The organism is Desulfolithobacter sp., from assembly GCF_054025815.1.
The window spans coordinates 87899-106345 of record NZ_JBPMMS010000042.1; the positions used below are offsets into that span (position 1 = coordinate 87899).

The window sequence follows — 18447 nt, forward strand, 5'->3', positions numbered from 1 at the left end:
CTTGAATACAAGTCAAGAGTGGAATTATTCTGCTTTGAAAAAAAGGGGAGGTTAAGCCAAACTGGCCCAACCTCCCCTTTAATTTTTCTGGAGCCGATAACCGGACTTGAACCGGTGACCTACTGATTACGAATCAGTTGCTCTACCAAACTGAGCTATATCGGCATGTTGGTTTCTGCCCTGGATGGGCCTGATTTTGAGGTTTATTGATGTAGCAGTTTTATGGTAGAGTGTCAAGATCATGAGGGAGAAATTGATCATTCTCTTGGCCACAGCCGTCATCCTGTGTGGCTGCAGGGAAGAAGACAACAAAACAGCACCGGTCGAGGCACCTGAAAAGCCTCCAGTTGTACAGACAAAGCCCACCGACTGCCAGGGGTGCCATCCTTCGATCTCGCTTGGAGCCCATGAAAGCCTGACATGCGTCACCTGCCACAGGGGTCGGAATGACACGGGGGAGATAGAAAAAGCTCACGAGGGCCTGGTCAAGCAACCGGCCCATCCCGACTCCATGGAGATGGTCTGCGGCCCCTGCCACCAGCAAACAATTCAGGCTGCCCATACCTCCCCCCACTTCACGCTCAAAAACACTGTCAACCTGGTACGTACCCATTTTGGCGCCAGGACCACGCTGGATGATCTGACCAAAATACCTGTCACAGAAGTACCCGAGGACACACTTGGCCTCGCCGACGACATGCTGCGCCGCCGCTGTCTGCGCTGCCACGTCTATTCTCGCGGCGACGGGTATGCCTACACCCGACGAGGGACCGGTTGCGCAGCCTGTCACGTTGCCTACAGCGGCCAGGAAATGATCAGTCATGAAATGCTGTCGCGCCCCGCGGACCGGCAGTGCCTGAGCTGCCACTACGCCAACCACGTGGGAGGAGATTATTACGGCCGGTTCGAGCATGATTTCAACTGGGAATACCGCACACCCTATACCACCACCGAACCCTTTGTCAGGCCCTATGGCGTGGAACAGCACGATCTCGCACCAGACATCCACCAGCAGGCCGGCATGACCTGCCTCGACTGCCACAGTGGTTCGGAGCTGATGAACCTGAACCAGGAAACCACCCTGACCTGCCGGAGCTGTCATGAGTACCGGCCCGACGAAAACATAACGGACCTCGGAAACCTCTCCTTTAAGGATGGATCCCTGGTGCTCACCACACTCAAAGACGGCACGAGACTGGACGTTCCGCAGATGCGTCATCCCGCGCACAACGAATTCGGGAGCCAGGTAGCGTGTCAGGTCTGCCACGGCCAGTGGAGCTTCAACGATTTCACAACCCACCTGTTGCGCAGCGACCTTGATGACTATGACGAATGGGAGAGGTTGACAGTACAGTCCAGCAGTGAAGTGGAGCAAATACTTGAACACAACCTGTACAGTGACGAAGACGAGCTTGACCCCTCCATGCACGACGGAATCACAGGCATACCCAAATATGGGCTATGGTACAAAGGTTTTACCCAGCGCCGCTGGGAAGAGCCGGTGATCGACCGGGACCGGGATGGCGTCATCAGGGTATTCCGGCCGATTCTTGATCTTCGTCTCTCCTGGATCCGGGACGAGGACGACGTCCGGTTCGACAACGTGCAGGGCAAGGAATCCGGGCTGCTTCCCTATACACCGCATACCACGGGCAAGGCCGGGTTGTTTTACCGCAATCGTTTCCGTCACCTGCTTGACCCCAATCCTGCGACCGAAAGTTCCCGGTGAAGACAGCACTCTCCCTCCTCATCCTGATCGTCGCTCTCCATCTTGCCGGCTGCGGCCGGAAACCCTCTTTGTCCCCACCAGGATCATCGGTTCCAGCGGCACGTCAGGAGCCTACCCAGCGGCCCTATATTATCAATGGCAAAAGGTATTATCCCCTCCCCTCGGCCGAAGGCTACCGGGAAGTGGGTATTGCCTCCTGGTATGGGCGCAAGTTCCACGGTCGCAATACGGCCAACGGCGAACGGTACAACATGTATGAGCACACGGCGGCCCACAAAACCCTGCCCATGAATACCGTTGTTCTGGTAAAAAACCTGGAAAACGGTAAACAGACCGTGGTCCGCATCAACGACCGGGGCCCTTTCATCCACGGCCGTATTATTGACCTGAGTTACCGGGCGGCAAAGGAGATCGGCCTGTTGCGCAACGGGACTGCCAAAGTGGAGGTCATCGCCATGGGAGAAATGTCGCCGGCCACGGTCCACGGCCGCTCAGCGCCTCCCGCCAGGGCCAATCTCCGCAAGTTCGACAGCGGTACATTCTATATTCAGATAGGGTCGTTTGAACAGAAAAACCGGGCCCGGGAGATTGCGCGCCTTTTTGCCGGGCAGGGATGGAGAGTGGTTATCCAGGAGTTTCCAGCTGCAGGAACCAGATTGTACCGGGTACTGCTCTACAGCGGGACCTCACTGGCCAGAGCGAGGAAAGAAGAAAAACTACTGGAGCAAAACGGTTATCCTGACGCCTTTGTAATTGCCAGATAGGGCCCAGGAACACCCGCCCCTGCTCACTCTTAACCGTTTACCTCCAGAGCGCGGATAGCCTGCATCATCTTGCGGACCAGTTCGTGGTCTTTGCGTCCCGGATGATTTTCCACTCCTGAATTGATATCCACCCCGTAGGGCTGGACAGAGGAAATGGCGGCGGTGATGTTATCAAGTGTCAGGCCACCGGCAAGTATAAAGGGCCGCTGCAGCTTGAGCTGACTGATCCGGGACCAGTCAAAACTTTTACCGGTTCCGCCCAGCCGGGATTTATGAAAGGTATCGAGCAGGAAACCGCGCACGTGCGGGTTGTACAGGGTGATGTCGGCCACGCTCAGACCATCACCGGGCCCTACCCGCAACACCTTGAGAATCTGGCACGGGGCGGCAAAACGGGCCAGACGCTCACAGTACTTGGGTGATTCCGTGCCGTGAAGCTGGGCGTAGTTGAGGCGGCAGTAATCGATAATTTCCTCGACCTCGTTACGCTTCTTGTCCACAAAAACGCCAACCACATCGACAAAGGGTGGCAGGGCGTCGATGATGAGCCGGGCCTCCTCCGGATCGATGAACCGGGGACTTTTCTCAAAAAAGATAAAGCCCAACGCATCCACTCCGGCCTCCACCGCGGCAGTGGCGTCTTCGATCCGGGTTATACCGCACATCTTCACTCTGATTCGCGCATTCATGATACTTTTGACTCCAGGAACTGTCGCAGGAGAGACTGGTCCTCACTGCGCATGAGGCTCTCGCCGATCAGGGCGGCGGTGATACCTGCCTCGCGCAGGAGCATCATGTCCCTGCGGGTGGAAATTCCTGACTCGCTGACCACTGGAATATGGTCGGGGATCAACCGCTGGAGACGGAAGGTGGTCTGCAGATCCACGGAAAAATCGTTGAGATTGCGGTTGTTGATACCAACAAGACGGCTTCCGGCTTCCAGGGCCGACTCCAGTTCCTTCTCGTCATGGACCTCGACCAGGACATCCATACTGTACTCTTCGGCCATCTGCCGAAAATCCCGCAGCTGGACCACATCAAGGATGGCGGCGATAAGCAGGATCGCATCGGCACCATAGGCGACAGCCTCCTCGATCTGCAGAGGATCGATGATGAATTCCTTGCGCAGAACAGGCAGGTCCACGGTTTCCCGGACCAGGGGAATATAGCTGATGTCACCCTGAAAAAAATCCCGGTCGGTGAGCACCGACATGGCCTGGGCTCCGCCGGCCTGGTAGTTGCGGGCAATGCGGACCGGGTCAAAATCAGGCTGGATCACCCCCTTGGAGGGCGAGGCCTTCTTGGCCTCGGCAATCACCGCCACCCCCTCAAAATTCACCAGGGCCCGCATGAAGCCGCGGGGCGGATCAACATCGCACTCCGGCCCCCGAATACCCATGCGGCGAAGCTTGGCCACCTCCTCCCGCTTTCGCTCGGTAATGGTATCAAGAATCATCGTTTCACCTTACCCTGACAGAAGGCTACAAGTCGATCCAGTTTTTCCCGGGCAGCGCCCGAAGAAATGACCTCTCTTGCCAGCCGGACCCCGGCCTCCAGGTCATCCGCCCGTCCGGCGGCCATGAGAGCCGCCCCGGCGTTCAGCAAAACCATGTCCATCCTGGCCCCAGGGGTTCCGTCCAGAATCCGACGCACCTGGTCGGCGGATTCTTCCACGGTCGCTCCGCCACGGATATCGTCCACAGAGTGACGGCCAAGCCCCACATGCTCGGGCTCCACTGTATAGGTGGTCACCTCACCGTCACGGGCGTCTGCCACGTATGAGGTACCGGTGACCGTCATTTCGTCCATGTTGCCCTCACCCCAGACCACCAGGGTCCGTTTCATGCCAAGCCGGGCCAGGACCCGGGCCAGCACCTCGGTAAGTTCACGATCAAAGACCCCGGTGAGTTGCACATTGGCCCCGGCCGGATTGGTCATGGGCCCAAGGATATTGAAAATCGTCCGGATACCGATTTCCCGTCGCGGACCAATGGCGTGTTTCATGGCCCCGTGCAGCATGGGGGCGAACAGGAAACCGATCCCCACCTCGCGCACGCACTGTCCAACCCGCTCGGCAGGAAGACTCAGGTCCACTCCAAGAGCCTCGAGTACGTCCGCGCTGCCGCAACTGGAAGAAATGGCGCGGTTGCCGTGCTTGGCCACCGGGACACCAGCGCCCGCAACCACAAAAGCGGTGGTGGTGGAGACATTGAAGGTGCCGGACCCATCACCACCGGTACCGACAATATCCATCAGGATCTGGGTAGAGGTGTCAACACCGGTATCAACAAAAGTGGCCTTTTCCCGCATGACCCGAACCGCACCAACGATTTCGTCAACGGTCTCGCCCTTCATCCGCAAAGCGGTTATAAAGGCGCCAATCTGGGCCTCGGTGGCCTCGCCGCCCATAATCTCGTTCATGACCTCAACCATCTGCTGTTCGTCGAGATCCTTTCCGGTGACAACCTGTGCTATGGCTTCTCTGATCATCTTCCTCTGTATCCTTATCGTCAGATCCTTGTCTTTGTTTCATCCGGTGCCGGACAGGTACGGTACAAGCCATTTCCTGCGAATCAGCTCCGCAACAGAGTCTCGTAATCGGGACGGAGAAAATTGTGCAGCAAGACAATACCAACCCCGGTCATAATCGACTCGGGATGGAACTGTACCCCCTCGATGGGCAGTTTTCGGTGTCGAACCCCCATGAGTTCGCCCTGATCGGTGTGAGCGGTAGCCTCCAGACAAGCGGGCAGAGACTCCTCCTCCACTACCAGGGAATGGTAGCGCATACCGTCAAAGGGGTTGTCCAGCCTGGTGAAGACTCCGTGTCCATCATGGCTGATGGGGCTGGTTTTCCCGTGCATGATCCTGGCGGCCCGGATCACGCATCCACCGAAGGCTTCACCGATGGACTGGTGACCAAGGCATACACCGAGGATTGGTATCCGGCCGGCAAAATGTTTGATGGCCTCGATGGAAATACCCGCCTCGGCAGGCGTACAGGGGCCTGGGGAAATCAGCAATCGATCCGGCCCCAGGGCCTCGATGCCCGCCAGGTCGATCTTGTCATTGCGAAAAACATGAATCTCGGGTGGCTGCCAGGAGCTGTCCCCATGGGAAGGCCTGGTAGCCAGGGTCTGAACAATATTGAAGGTGAATGAATCGTAATTATCGATGATAACGATCTTACAGGACATGTGATCTACCTGCTGTGCGCAATGGTTTTCCCGCCCACGAACCGCAAACCGGTTCCGAAGACAGGGCACTTGATCTGTGGATACCCGGCATGACCGACCAGGCCGGCACCCGACGGAGGGAAATCCGGATGATTCCCCACTATCCTACCAGCCTTTTTCTGCCAGTTCCACGGCCCGGCGCAGACCCTTGGCCTTGTTGATGGTCTCTTCGTATTCACTGGTGGGATCGGAGTCAGCCACGACACCTGCACCGGCCTGAATCCAGAGGTCCTGGCCGTGCATGACAAAGGTGCGAATGGTGATGCAGAAATCCATATTGCCTGAAAAACCAAAATATCCGACCGCACCGGCATAGGGCCCGCGCCGTTCCACCTCCAGCTCGTCAATGATTTCCATGGCCCGGATCTTGGGAGCGCCACTCACTGTACCGGCCGGAAAGCAGGCTTCCAGGACGTCAAACTGATCTTTGCCCTCAGCCAGCTCGCCGTGGACACCGGAAACGATATGCATCACGTGGCTGTAGCGCTCAATGACCAGAAGATCCCGCACCTTCACCGAGCCGGACCTGGCCACCCGGCCTACGTCGTTGCGGCCAAGATCCACAAGCATCAGATGCTCGGCCCGTTCCTTGGGATCGGCAAGCAGTTCCTTTTCCAGGGCCCGGTCTTCCTCCTCGGTCCGGCCCCGTTTCCTGGTTCCGGCAATGGGACGAAGTTCGATATCGCCATCTTCCAGGCGAACCAGAATCTCCGGAGAGGAACCTATCAGAACCACGTCCCCCTGACGGACAAAAAAGAGATAGGGGCTCGGGTTGATGTGCCGCAGAGAACGATAGAGAAGAAAGGGGTCCATACTGGTGGTGGTGTGAAAACGCTGGGACAGCACCACCTGGATGATGTCTCCGGCCAGAATATACTCCCTGGCCCGCTCTACCATGGCCTCAAAATCCGACCGCTCCATGTTGGAAGTGAACTCGTGCCTGGTTGAAGCCGGGCTGAAGTTGCAGATTGACTCGGGCAGAGGCTGACGGATGAGCGAAATGATCTCGTCGATGCGTGCACAGCCCCGGGCATGGAGTTCTACCGGGGAAGATGCCTTATCCGCTTCCACGTTACAGACCACAGTCAGGGTCTGTTCCACACTGTCATGGATCAGCACAAGTCGTGGGACCATGAACGAGGAATCGGGAAGATCGAGACGGGGATGGGAATCGGGCAGCTCCTCGATGAAGCGGACCATGTCGTATCCGAGAAAGCCCACGGCGCCGCCGTAGAAACGCGGCAATCCCGGAGCGTTGCTGGGCCGAAAGGATGCCAGCAGGTTCCGCAGTTCGGCCAGGGGGTTGCACCCTGTGCGGACTTCACGCTCCTGCTCCCGGTCCGGACGGATCAGAGTGACCGTATCCTCTGTGCTTTCGAAAACAACCAACGGGTCCAGACCGATAAAAGAATACCGCCCCCACTTTTCACCGCCTTCCATGGACTCGAAAAGAAAGGCATGGCGCCGCTGGCCAGCCACCTTGGCAAAAACGGTCAGTGGCGTGTCCAGGTCGGTAATGATGGTGCGATAGATAGGAATGAGACCGGACGAACCGATCATCCCTGCAAAAGTTTCCTGGTCAGGGAAATACATGGACATTCTCAGGTACATAACGGCTCAAGAGAAGCCTGGAAACAGAAAAAGCCATGGAAGATGCGTCTTCCATGGCTTTTTCCCTAATGATCAATCAAGGCGATAAAGCAGCCTGGTTCAGGCAAGCGGCTGCATCCGGTTGACCCGCCGGGTCAGGCGGGAAATTTTGCGGGAAGCCGTCTTCTTATGGATAGAGCCCTTTACTGCGGTTTTCTGAATCACGGGAATAGCCTTCTGCAGAGCCTCACGGGCCTGTTCTTCGGAACCGGCCACCAGAGCCTCTTCAACCCTGCGGACCACGGTCTTCATCTTGGATTTGTTCATGCGGTTCCGCATCCGGCGGACCTGAGACTGTCTGTTTCTTTTTTCTGCAGACTTGTGATTAGCCATGGAAAGCTCCTTCGTATATCAAACTAATATCTATTTTTTGCGAGGAATTATATCGTATATCTAATATACGTTTTTTTGTCAAGCATATTTCAACACCAGACCCGAAACATCACCTTCAATTCGCCTCGGCCGCACCTTCCAGGTGAACGCCGATGGCGCCGGAAAATTCGGCCGAATCCACCAGCGCCTTTTTGAGCCTGGCCCCGGTCAGGTCGGCACCGCGAAGGTCAGCCATATACAGGTCAGCACCGCGAAGGTCAGCGTTTCTAAGATCAGCCCCGCTCAAATCGGCACCGCGGAGGATGGCCTCGCTCAGGTCGGCACCGGAAAGGTTGGCCCCGGCCAGATTTGCTCTTTCCAGGTCCGCTCCTTCCAGGTCCTTACCCCCAAGGTCAGCCCCGGACAGGTCACATTCCAGGCAACGATTGGTATCAAGCAGTCTGCGCACCGTCTCCTGGCGTTTAAGAGCCGCCTCGTCCGGGGTTTCGACAGTGTACACCATTTTCCCTGAATCCGGATCCCTGCCGTTTTTTTGCGCCTGTGGCGACCCGCCAGCCGCCGACGTCCTGGCAGCCTCGATCACCTGGCCGCCCCTGTGGCCTGGCGCTTGCCTGGCAGGTTTCCGGGAGGATGCCTCCCTGTCAGGCTGGCTTCTGTCAACGACTCCACCATCAGAACCCCCACCAGTCTTAGCACCCTTCGGCAAATCGGTTACACGATGCTCGACAGCCGTCTCGTCTTGCCGGACGCCCTTGAGATATGCGCCTTCAAGAACCGCCCCGGTCAGGTCGGCCCCGGTCAGGTCCGCATCGGTAAGATCGGCTCCGCCAAGGCCGGCACCACGAAGATTGGCTCCCCTCAGGTTGGCCCCCGCGAGATTGGCGAGATAGAGCTGCGCATCCTGAAGATCAGCCCCTTCAAGGTTGGCTCCAGACAGATCCAACCGGTTGAGCCTGGCTCCCTTCAGATCACAGCCGGGACAGCTACCTGTTTCCATGAGCTGTTTGACATTGTACTCCACACCCGGCGCAGGAGAGTGGTCAGCAGCAAGACCACTGCCGGCTGACAGGAGAGAGAAGAACATACAGAACAAAAACGGACGAGATGGTACTTTCATGGGATATATTTTTATCTCCAGGCCGAAAGAGAAGCATTTGGTTACAAAAAAACATCCTGCGCATTCCAGATACTTAAGTCTATGAAGACAGCACCATTACAGCCAGGCCGGCAACCGCGACCGGCCCGGATGATTCCCTGGTAATTCGGCAGGCACCTCCTGATACCATATACTGCAGTCTGGCGAATCATTCAATCGGCTACTGAAATCGAACAAAAAAAGACAGCGTTCCGAGGCCGTGGCCCTGGAACGCTGTCCTGGCAGGAAGGAAAGGAGCTGAAAGAGGATTGTCCGGTCAGGCGACATTACGGTCGAGCCGCTCCACCTTACGCGGCTTGGCTCGCTCGATCTTGCGCGGCACCAGTCCATTGGCCATGAACGCCGTGCACTGTTTACGTTTTTCAAAAGAACACTCGGCTATGTTCCAGCAGGGAGTATACTTGAGCAGTTTCTTGATGGCCGCGATCGAGATTCCATGCTCATGAATCATCTCCCTCAGACATTCGATCCATTTGATGTCGTTGAGGGTATAATAACGCCATTTTCCCTTGCGCATGGGTTTCACCAATCCTTCCTGCTCGTAAATCCGAAGCGTCCTGGGATGGACATCAAGCATCTGAGCAGCCACGCCTATGGTGAAAATTGCTTTTTTTTCGTCAACCATCTCAATCCTCTTCTGGCAGGAGTTACAGGGAAGGAGTCCTGCCCCTTCCCCGCCTGTTTACATAGATTCCCGTTTCCTTAATGCCCGGTCGCCGCAAAAACCTTGCCGAAGTAGCGCTCTCCCATCAGGAAGGCCAGGCCGGTGAGTCCGATTCCGGCGAAAGCCACCAGCCACTCGTACCCAGAAGGCGTATAGTTCAGGTACTGGGGCAGATTGGCATCGATACCGGCGAGCTGGGGCACGATCTGTCCAGCGATAACCATGTCCATACGGGATACAAACATGCCGACAAGGGCCATCAACGCGGCCGTAGACATGGCGGTCACGCTCCGAAGGCGGGTCAAGGCCAGCAACAGGGCCGGAGCAACCAGGCCAATGGTAATCTCAAAGAGCCAGAAGTTGGTGGCAAGCGGGCCAGACATCAGGGCAGTTGCCGATGAACGACCGAGCTCCTGACCACCGACATAGAAGGAAACCATTTTCCAGAAGGTGGCAACGCCGACCAGGACAAGCATGAGCAACAGAACCTTGGCCGCGGCCTGGATCCCGAAAAAGGCTGTCTCGCCGATCCTTTTACCGCGGATGACATGGGCGTAATGGGTGAAGATGACCGTTGCTGCTGCACCGGAGAGGAAAGCGCAGCTCAGAAAGTAAACAGGCAACTGAGCACCATACCAGAACGGATGATTGGGCAAAGTGGCAAAAACACCGCCCAGACAGCTATTTGCAGCCATCTCTGCAAAGGCACCCAGGATACCGACGGCAATGGCAATCTTGAAATTCCTGGTCAGAATCAGCCAGAACTCGATCAGGACAAAACCAACCGCCATCCCGTACAGGGTTCCCATCCACCAGATATTAGATGTCACGTTTGGGGATATAACGTTCCAGATCGCCATCCGCCAGGGATTCTCGATCTCCATGCCGATGACAGTGAAACCGCTGATGATCGTCACCAGCGATAGCCAGACCATCCTGTTGGCCAGAGGCGCGATCCGGTTGCCGCCGAAGATGTGGCTGATCGCTGCCAGCAGACACAGGCCCGTTGAGGTAATAGCAAAGAAGGCATACGTGGAAATCAGCAGCCCCCAGGGTACTTCACGGGTGTTGTTGTATACATGCTCGTGACCGACGAAAAACCCGTACACGCCAACACCTATGCCGGTGAACAGCAACAGTCCAAACAGGGCGGCAAGCATGGTGATACCAGGCCGCGCTACCTCCGGCTCCATAGTAGCAGTGATTGAAAAGTTGTTTGCCATTTTTTCCTCCTTCAATTGTTTGTTACCCCGAAGTATTTCTTCGAACTTAAAAAATCCCTCTATACACTCGCCGGCTCAATCATTTTGTCCCGATGTTCCCCGGCCAGGTTCCAGAGTCCAGCGATAACGGCTATGGCTGAAAACGGACCAAGGACAAGGAACAGGAAAAAAGAAAGACTGAACCAGAATATCTCGCTCATACTGGACACCACCCTGGACATCCGCTTACCGATGAACAGGTTTGCCCGGCGCGTTTTGTGCTCTGTCAGGAAGTTGCTGAACATTCTCATAATGATCTCCTTTCTCGTCTTTCAGCCAGGTGGTGCTTTTTCTCGTTTGCACCTTCTTTCGCAAGCGATGTGCCACCCTGATACAAAGTGATTGACAGACAGGGCACACCAATCCTAACTATCGAATATGAAAGGAGTAAAACAACATACAAAAAGAAACTTGCCGGGTTCAGAGGAAACAAAAACATTCAGGTAACTTTCTCTTATGGCGCATTTTGCGCCCTATCACACCTGGAAGCATGGCGAAAAATGCGCCCAGACCCGCCCCAGACTTCAGCCAGGCCGCAATCCACACAACTCACTGTAATAACAATGATTTTTAAAAAATAATTCTGCCCGTCCGCATTCCAGGTCAAAGCCTCTGAACAAAGCAGCTCCTTGAAACTGGCGCACCCCCTTCAACCAAGAGCAACTATAACGTTATTTCAAATAGTTAACACAAACGAGGCGAACACATGGCGCAAAATGCACCCATCGGGAAAAAATTTATCCGGAACAAATCACCGAATAGTGAAAAAGAATTGCAGACGGCAATCTGAAACATGGTGAACCATAGAGGCCCCGCCAACCTAACCCGTGACAATTAAGAGGAAAAACTCTTTTCCTCTTTAAATTTTCAGCCTGGAATCAGCAAGGACGCATCATGACCCCTGGAGTCGGGAGATGATTTCTGTGCGCTGGCGGCGCCAAAAGAAAGAGGCGATAAATTGGAGGCCGGGAGGGAAAAAAAAGGTACAGGAGGGGTGGGAGGAAAGATACAATACAAATCAGGGCAGAACCGGAACGGTCCTGCCCTGAAAAATGAAGTGAATGACAAATACTGCTTGTTAAACTTTAAAAAAGGTACACCGGCCTTTCAAAGCGGCCGGGGAACAGGAGGCTCAGTGCCCGCCACCATGTTCCTTTTTTTCTCCCTTGCCACCGCTCATCAGCCGTTCAAAGCCGATGACACCGATATGGCAGGTGGTGCACTTGGTATCCGAGGCAAAGGCGTCATCGCCGTTATGGCAGGCTCCACAGTACTTTCCATCATAGAGGGCCTGCATAACGAACTTTTCAGGATGCTCCTCGGCTGCACCGAGTTGCATTTTGAACACCTTGTTATGGCAGGATGAACAGCCAAGATCCATGTCGACATGCATCTGATGGTCAAATACCACGGCCTTGACAGGCTTGTCGAAGATAATGGTCTTGGGTGGATTCATTTCCCCATGACACTGGACGCAGGACTCTTCATCGTTGGTGGCAAACGCATCGTCACCATTATGGCAGGTTCCGCAGTACTTTCCTTCGTCAAGACCATCCATGTTATAATCTTCCTGGCTTTCGGCCCAACCCTTCTTTTTCTCGAAAATGTCAGGATGACAGGTATCACAGGACAGTCCCAGACCAATCGCATGGTACTTGTGACTGAACATCATCTCCACTGGCTTTTTCGACACGATGACTGTGGAGCCGTAGCTGTCCGCAGTCTGACTCTCGGCTTCGGAGGAAGCCTGACTGCCTGCAGCATAGATCAGGCCGGTACAGGCAGCCACCGCAAAGGTATATAGAATCTTTTTTTGCAACTTCATTGTTATCCTCTCCCAGATCTTTCATAAAGTTCCGCTTCTGCCCTTGACAGAGAACCGGACTTCAAAATTCATTGTACAGAATCAACCATCCCGGACAGATATCAGTCGTTCATGTAATAGACATTGGGCAGGGCGCCTGTTTCGGGGCGCAGTACCCAAACCAGCCGGTCCGGTTTATGAACCAGTTTGTACACTTCGCTTTCCGGATCACTGAGATCTCCAAACACGCGGACATCTGCCGGACAGGCAGCCACACAGGCAGTATCTTTCATGCCCTTGGAGAGGCGGGTATCATAACAGAAGTTACATTTATCAATGGCGCGGTTTTCTTCCTTGAAATACCTCGCATTGTAAGGACAGGCGGCCATACAGGTCTTACAGCCGATACATTTTTTGTAGTCCATCATGACAATGCCGGTTTTCTTGTCCTTGTAGGTAGCCCGGGTGGGACAGACCCTGACACAGGGTGGCCGGTTGCAGTGATTACAGAGCACCGGCATGAAGATGGTCTCTGTTTCCGCCGGGCCGACAATACGCAGCTGTTCCAGGATCGTGGTCCGGTATCCATAGGAGGGCACGTCGTTGGTCTTGACGCAGGCTTCCTTGCACCGTTCACAGTCGACACACCGGTTCTGGCGGATGACCATGGAATAATGAGGCTTGTACGGAAAACCGCTGGTCTGTGGTGGAAGTCCGATGGCTGCGTGCGCGTCCTTTGCTGCTGTCAGCGACAAAACCTTTCCACCCAGAAACACGCCGGTAATTGCCAGACCGGCCTTGAGGAAAGTTCGCCGCTCTTCAGAGGGGAGGCTGTCCACACCCTCATTCCGAAGCTTTTCCAGTTCTTTGATGTTCATTCTACTTCTCCCTGAATATGGTGAATAAGGTATAAACCTTTGTACCTGTAAACCACATGCCGTTGCCACCCTCCCCTGAATGACAATTCATTCAGAAAACAGGTTATTTTATAACTACAGCATTGCCAAATTGCAAGCTTTACTCATCAATATAGCGCATAATATTGATCAATTTTCCATAAAACCTCCGTATCATTTTCACCTGCTCCAGACAGATTATCTTTGAGAGAATCTGCCCTGTAAAGTATAATTTCCAAAATTTCTGAAATTACCTCGTCGCACCCGAAAAGGATCCGGCAAAATTCGAAATAAATAAGCCATGTTCACGATACCGAGCGCCAACAGATATCTTGCCCTGATCGATATTGCCGGTTATATCTAAATCGTCCAGGCAACCATAAAAAATCGGCAGCACCCACGAATACAACCACCATGAGCTCCCCGGAAAACACAACAAAATCATCGGTACAGGCTGCGATATTTCAGGTAGACCGCAACTGGCGCATAACATCGGTCAACGACAAAGCCGAGCAGGTACTCGGTGTCCCGACCGAGGAACTCGTCGGGATCACCATCGAGAAGATATTCTGCTCCAAAGTTCAGTTCTCCGCCTTGACCAATCTGTGCACGCCGACAGCCAGGGGCCATGTGGTTGTCAACCACCCTGTCCTGGTTTGTCCCGGCAGCAACGACAAGGCAAAGGCAGTACTTATTTCCATCATTCCGCTGCCAGAAGCACAAGGCTGCGGGGGGGCTGTCATCAGCATGCAGGACGCCACCGAGCAGACCCTAATTCACCAGATAACTCTGGACTTCATAGCTGACGGCGTATTCACGGTGGACGAAAACTGGAAGATCACCTCTTTCAACCGGGCGGCGGAAAAAATCACCGGCTGGACCAGGGAAGAGGTCATCGGTTCCTCCTGCGGTGATATTTTTCACAGCAAGGCACAGAAGAAGATGTGCCTGCTCAAAGATTCCCTCAAGGGTGGGCGCCCCATTATCGACAAAAATATCTTCATGCGGAACCGGCACGGCAACTCCATTCCGGTCTCCATCAGTGCTGCGCCGATCACCGTCCCGGACGGCAGAATTATCGGCGGAGTACAGACCTTTCGCGACAACACTATCGATGTCCGCAACGATCTTATCTTAAGCTCGGTGGCCGACGGGGTCTTCACCGTGGATGCCAACTGGAATATCACTTCGTTCAACCGGGCGGCGGAAAAGCTGACCGGCTGGACCAGAGAGGAGGTCCTGGGTAAACCGTGCAGCACAATTTTCCAGTCCAATATCTGCGGTAACGGCTGCCTGCTGCGCCAGGCTATAAAAAACGGCAAAACCACTATCAATCGGCCGATTTTTATCAAAACCAGGGACAACACTTCCATTCCGGTCTCCATCAGCGCGTCCCCCCTGATGGATGATCAGGGCAATATCATCGGCGGTATCGAAACCTTCCGTGACAATACTCTTTCCATCCGGAAAAGCATGATCCTGGAATCCATTGCCGACGGGGTCTTCACTGTGGACAGGAACTGGCGCATAACCTCGTTTAACCCGGCCGCGGAAACTATAACCGGCTGGAGTGCCGAGGATGCCCTGGGAAAATCCTGCAGCGAAATCTTTCACTCTTCCATCTGTGGAAAAAACTGCGCCATAGCAGAAAGCCTGTACAGCGGCACTCCGGTCGCCAATCGCTCCATTACGATCCGCAACACACGCGGGGAAACGGTTCCCATTTCCATTTCGGCAGCTCCTCTGGTCGATCACGAAGGCAACATCATCGGCGGGGTCGAAACCTTTCGCGACCTCTCAACCATTACCCAGCTGCGCCGAGAGCTTTCCCGCAGATACACCTTTGACGAAATCATTTCAAAATCTGCGGCCATGCAGCGGTTGTTCAAAATCATGCCGGAAATCGCCAGAAGCCCAAGCACCGTTCTGGTCCTGGGTGAGAGCGGCACGGGCAAGGAACTGATCGCCCGGGCGCTCTACAACGCCAGTGAACGACGGGACAAACCCTTTATCACGGTGAACTGCGGCGCCCTGCCTGAAACCCTGCTGGAATCCGAACTTTTCGGCTACAAGGCCGGAGCCTTCACAGATGCCCGCAAGGACAAAAAAGGCCGGTTCGCCGCCGCCGAAGGAGGGACCCTTTTCCTGGACGAAATAGGTGACATCCCCCACTCGATCCAGGTCAAGCTGCTGCGGGTACTCCAGGAGAAGGTTTACGAGCCCCTGGGCTCCAATACTCCTGTCAAGGCAGATGTACGGATCATAACAGCCACTAACCGCAACCTGGAGGAACTGGTCCAGCAGGGGCTCTTCCGCGAGGATCTCTTCTACCGGCTCAACGTGGTTAAAATCCAGCTCCCGCCCCTGCGCAAAAGAAAAGAAGATATCCCCCTCCTCATCGAGCATTTCATCAAAAAATACAGTGCCCAGCAGGGAAAGGATATTGTCGGCATTTCCAGCAGTGCCCTGAACATTCTCATGCACTATGATTATCCCGGCAACATCAGGGAGCTGGAAAATATAATAGAATACTCGTTTATCCTCTGTGAAGGCGGTTACATCCAGCCCGAACATCTGCCCGACACCTTCACCGGCAGCAGTGGCCCGGACTCTTCCCTGCCCGGCTCCACCGGGGCCGGGCCCCAGACCTTGGAGGAGGTGGAGAAACAGGCCATCTACCTGGCACTTGAGCGCAACAACTGGCGCAAGATGGCCACCTGCCGGGAACTGGGAGTGTCCAAGGACACCCTGCGGCGCAAGATAAAAAAATATGGCCTGGAACGGCCCCTGGACAGAGAACTGCGCAAGGCGTCCTGAATATGCGTTAAAAACATCACATACCAGCGGGTATTCCACATCCGATGCCCCCTGCACCAGACTCCATAACCCGTGTAAATATCCCGTGTACTGCACTGGAGCTGTGCAACCACAGAATAAAAAAAGCCACTCCCTGATCCTGGTGATTCGGAGTGGCTTTTCAGTGTTATCCAGGTTTTCGTTTCCTGCCGGAGTAACATGACCATGCAGTCAGGTCCGGGACCTGTCAGGCGTATACCGGCAAAACAAAGAGCGGTCCCTGTCTTTTTTCCTGTTTCAAATAAATAATCGCTGCACTCTGGCTGTACCGGCCGTGCGGGACAGACAGGAGACCATCATATCTATCCGGATGAGGTGCGCTTTTTTTTTTGCCCCACGGTCCTGCGCTTTTCCAGGTCCGCCTTCCTGGCTTCCTGCGCTGCGACCTCGTCTCCCACAGGATGGAGCGTCCGGGGAACAGCCCGGTCCACACGGGCTCCGCACTGTTCGAAAACCTCAGGCGGGCACTCGGCAATTTCCCAGCAGGGAGCAAAGCCAAGCAATTTTTTCAGGCCGGGTATACTGATTCCCTCCTTGTGGATCAAGGTGCGCAAACAGGTTATCCATTGAATGTCATGATCCGAGAACATCCTCCTGGATCCAACGTGAGTCGGAGAGATCAGCCCTTCGGCCTCGTAAATCCTCAGGGTTCGCGGATGTACATTGAGCAGTCTGGCCGCCACGCCAATTGGATAGACTGGCACATCGGGGCGCATCGACTTGATTTCAGACCGTTTTCTGGCCATTATGCAGTTCTCCTCAGTTCCTGGGAAACCGGAACGGGATAACGGAAAACCGCCTCCCGATCCGGATCAATTCACCTCAGTGATCCTCGGACAGGTGTCCGCGGAACATGCGCTCTCCGATCATAAAAAGCATGGCGCAGAAAGTAAAGCCTGCCATGGTGATCATATACTCATGGAGCGTGGGAGTATACGAAAAGAGGTGCGGCAGGCTCACGATATTGTACTCGTGCAGCCCCGGGACAATCTGGCCGACGACCACCAGATCATAGCGCATGAAGAAGATACCGATGATGGAGGCCAGTGAACCGAGTGCCATGGCATTGATATTTTTGGCCCGCACAGCCAGAATAATGACAAAAGGCAGCACCAGGCCCATCCCGATTTCAGCGATCCAGAAATTCTTGGCATAGGGACCGGTCAGCAGAGACATAATGGCTTCATATTTTCCCGGCGGATGACCGGCGATCCCGGAGAGGATTTTCCAGGTGGTGAAAAACATGATGGTGACATAGAGCAGGGCACCGAGCTTGGCAACCGAACCAAGAGATTTCTGCAGCTTGTCGCTCATCTGCCAGCCGTTGATCTTGTAACCGGCCCAGTGAAAGAAGATAACCGCGGCGCAACCGGACATCATGGCCGAGGTAATGAAGTAGATGGGCATGTAAGGACCATGCCAGAACTCACGGCCGTTAAGAAGGCCGAAAACAGCACCAAGGTTGGAGTGCGCTGCCACACCGGCGACAACGCCGGCGAGCCCGAACATGCCGGCTGTCTTGTGCTGACCAGCCTGGAGCAGGGCAAACTCGATGAGCATGAAAAAGAGATAGGCGCCATACAGGGTACCCATCCACCAGATATTGGAGGTAAGATTGGGCGAGATGACGTTATAAAGGGCCATTCGCCAGGGATTTTCGATTTCAAAGGCGATAACGACAAAACCGGAAACGATAGTGGCGATGGCCAGAAAAACCGATCGCTTGGCAATTGGCTTGAAGGCCTCGACACCAAAAACATGTCCAATGGAGGACACGAGACACAAACCGGTTGAGGTGACAACGAAAAACACGTAGGCAGCAAGCATGAGGCCCCAGGGGATCTCCCTGGAGATACCGTAAACATGCTCATGGCCGGCAAAAAAAGCGTGAACACCAAAAGCTACACCAACAAGCGTCAGCAGACCGAAGATTCCAATCGCCGCGTTGTAAGCACCTGATGAGCTTGCTTCAAGGCCACCCTCATGGGGCAGTACCCTGGCCAGTACATTATTCATGATAGCAATCCTCCATAATTCCTTCTTGGCAGCCAGACAGGCAGAGACCGACGGGTCCTCTACCCTCGGGGATGCTTGTCT

17 protein-coding genes, 1 tRNA gene and 1 pseudogene are annotated in these 18447 nt (G+C 54.7%); 4 read left to right on the forward strand and 15 right to left on the reverse strand.

The annotated features are described in order from the left end of the window. Positions 1-88 precede the first annotated feature (88 nt). Positions 89-165: transfer RNA gene (locus ACXJJY_RS11950), tRNA-Thr, on the reverse strand. Between the two features lie 88 nt (positions 166-253). On the opposite strand from ACXJJY_RS11950, the gene ACXJJY_RS11955 reads away from it, so the two are divergent. Next, on the forward strand, positions 254-1729 hold the full coding sequence (locus ACXJJY_RS11955; protein ID WP_456388128.1) for a hypothetical protein: 1476 nt from the start codon (positions 254-256) through the stop codon (positions 1727-1729). Continuing rightward, complete coding sequence (locus ACXJJY_RS11960; RefSeq protein WP_456388130.1) at positions 1726-2493, forward strand: septal ring lytic transglycosylase RlpA family protein; 768 nt, start codon at positions 1726-1728, stop codon at positions 2491-2493. Before ACXJJY_RS11955 ends, ACXJJY_RS11960 begins: the two co-directional genes overlap by 4 nt. 29 nt (positions 2494-2522) lie before the next feature. Here ACXJJY_RS11960 and ACXJJY_RS11965 read toward each other — a convergent pair whose 3' ends face one another. From ACXJJY_RS11965 to ACXJJY_RS12020, 12 genes are all read right to left on the reverse strand, one after another. Beyond that, a complete protein-coding gene (locus tag ACXJJY_RS11965) occupies positions 2523-3182 on the reverse strand; it encodes a phosphoribosylanthranilate isomerase (RefSeq protein ID WP_456388132.1) in 660 nt (219 codons plus the stop codon). Further along, positions 3179-3949 carry an indole-3-glycerol phosphate synthase TrpC gene (gene trpC / locus ACXJJY_RS11970; RefSeq protein WP_456388134.1) on the reverse strand — a complete coding sequence of 257 codons (771 nt, stop codon included), beginning with the start codon at positions 3947-3949 and terminating at the stop codon, positions 3179-3181. The genes ACXJJY_RS11965 and trpC overlap by 4 nt, the downstream gene beginning before the upstream one ends. Next, the gene (gene trpD / locus ACXJJY_RS11975; protein WP_456388136.1) at positions 3946-4983 is read right to left on the reverse strand and encodes an anthranilate phosphoribosyltransferase; all 1038 of its coding nucleotides are present in this window, start codon (positions 4981-4983) and stop codon (positions 3946-3948) included. Before trpD ends, trpC begins: the two co-directional genes overlap by 4 nt. 83 nt (positions 4984-5066) lie before the next feature. Then, entirely contained in the window at positions 5067-5690 is a 624-nt protein-coding gene (locus ACXJJY_RS11980) for an anthranilate synthase component II (RefSeq protein WP_456388138.1), read from the reverse strand. Between the two features lie 144 nt (positions 5691-5834). Beyond that, positions 5835-7322: an anthranilate synthase component I gene (trpE, locus tag ACXJJY_RS11985; RefSeq protein ID WP_456388140.1), complete on the reverse strand. Its 1488-nt coding sequence runs from the start codon at positions 7320-7322 to the stop codon at positions 5835-5837. Positions 7323-7439: 117 nt separating this feature from the next. Continuing rightward, positions 7440-7712, reverse strand: coding sequence for a 30S ribosomal protein S20 (rpsT, locus tag ACXJJY_RS11990; protein ID WP_456388142.1), 273 nt, complete (start codon positions 7710-7712; stop codon positions 7440-7442). 115 nt (positions 7713-7827) lie between these two features. Beyond that, a complete protein-coding gene (locus ACXJJY_RS11995; RefSeq protein ID WP_456388144.1) occupies positions 7828-8829 on the reverse strand; it encodes a pentapeptide repeat-containing protein in 1002 nt (333 codons plus the stop codon). 295 nt (positions 8830-9124) lie between these two features. Beyond that, positions 9125-9493, reverse strand: coding sequence for a MerR family transcriptional regulator (locus ACXJJY_RS12000; protein WP_456388146.1), 369 nt, complete (start codon positions 9491-9493; stop codon positions 9125-9127). A 77-nt stretch (positions 9494-9570) separates the two neighbouring features. Further along, complete coding sequence (nrfD, locus tag ACXJJY_RS12005) at positions 9571-10755, reverse strand: NrfD/PsrC family molybdoenzyme membrane anchor subunit (RefSeq protein WP_456388148.1); 1185 nt, start codon at positions 10753-10755, stop codon at positions 9571-9573. Positions 10756-10814: 59 nt separating this feature from the next. Next, a complete protein-coding gene (locus ACXJJY_RS12010; RefSeq protein ID WP_456388150.1) occupies positions 10815-11045 on the reverse strand; it encodes a hypothetical protein in 231 nt (76 codons plus the stop codon). Positions 11046-11926: 881 nt separating this feature from the next. Beyond that, a complete protein-coding gene (locus ACXJJY_RS12015; protein ID WP_456388152.1) occupies positions 11927-12619 on the reverse strand; it encodes a c(7)-type cytochrome triheme domain-containing protein in 693 nt (230 codons plus the stop codon). A 101-nt stretch (positions 12620-12720) separates the two neighbouring features. Further along, positions 12721-13476: a 4Fe-4S dicluster domain-containing protein gene (locus tag ACXJJY_RS12020; protein WP_456388154.1), complete on the reverse strand. Its 756-nt coding sequence runs from the start codon at positions 13474-13476 to the stop codon at positions 12721-12723. A gap of 432 nt (positions 13477-13908) precedes the next feature. Here ACXJJY_RS12020 and ACXJJY_RS12025 point away from each other — a divergent pair. Continuing rightward, positions 13909-14937: pseudogene (locus ACXJJY_RS12025) on the forward strand (PAS domain-containing protein); the annotation flags it as partial. A 30-nt stretch (positions 14938-14967) separates the two neighbouring features. Further along, on the forward strand, positions 14968-16311 hold the full coding sequence (locus ACXJJY_RS12030) for a sigma-54 interaction domain-containing protein (RefSeq protein WP_456388264.1): 1344 nt from the start codon (positions 14968-14970) through the stop codon (positions 16309-16311). Positions 16312-16652: 341 nt separating this feature from the next. On the opposite strand, the gene ACXJJY_RS12035 is transcribed toward ACXJJY_RS12030, so the two are convergent. Both ACXJJY_RS12035 and nrfD (ACXJJY_RS12040) read right to left on the reverse strand, forming a co-directional pair. Beyond that, complete coding sequence (locus ACXJJY_RS12035; RefSeq protein WP_456388156.1) at positions 16653-17096, reverse strand: MerR family transcriptional regulator; 444 nt, start codon at positions 17094-17096, stop codon at positions 16653-16655. A gap of 76 nt (positions 17097-17172) precedes the next feature. Further along, positions 17173-18366, reverse strand: a complete 1194-nt coding sequence (gene nrfD, locus ACXJJY_RS12040; protein WP_456388158.1) for an NrfD/PsrC family molybdoenzyme membrane anchor subunit — start codon at positions 18364-18366, stop codon at positions 17173-17175. Between the last annotated feature and the right edge of the window lie 81 nt (positions 18367-18447).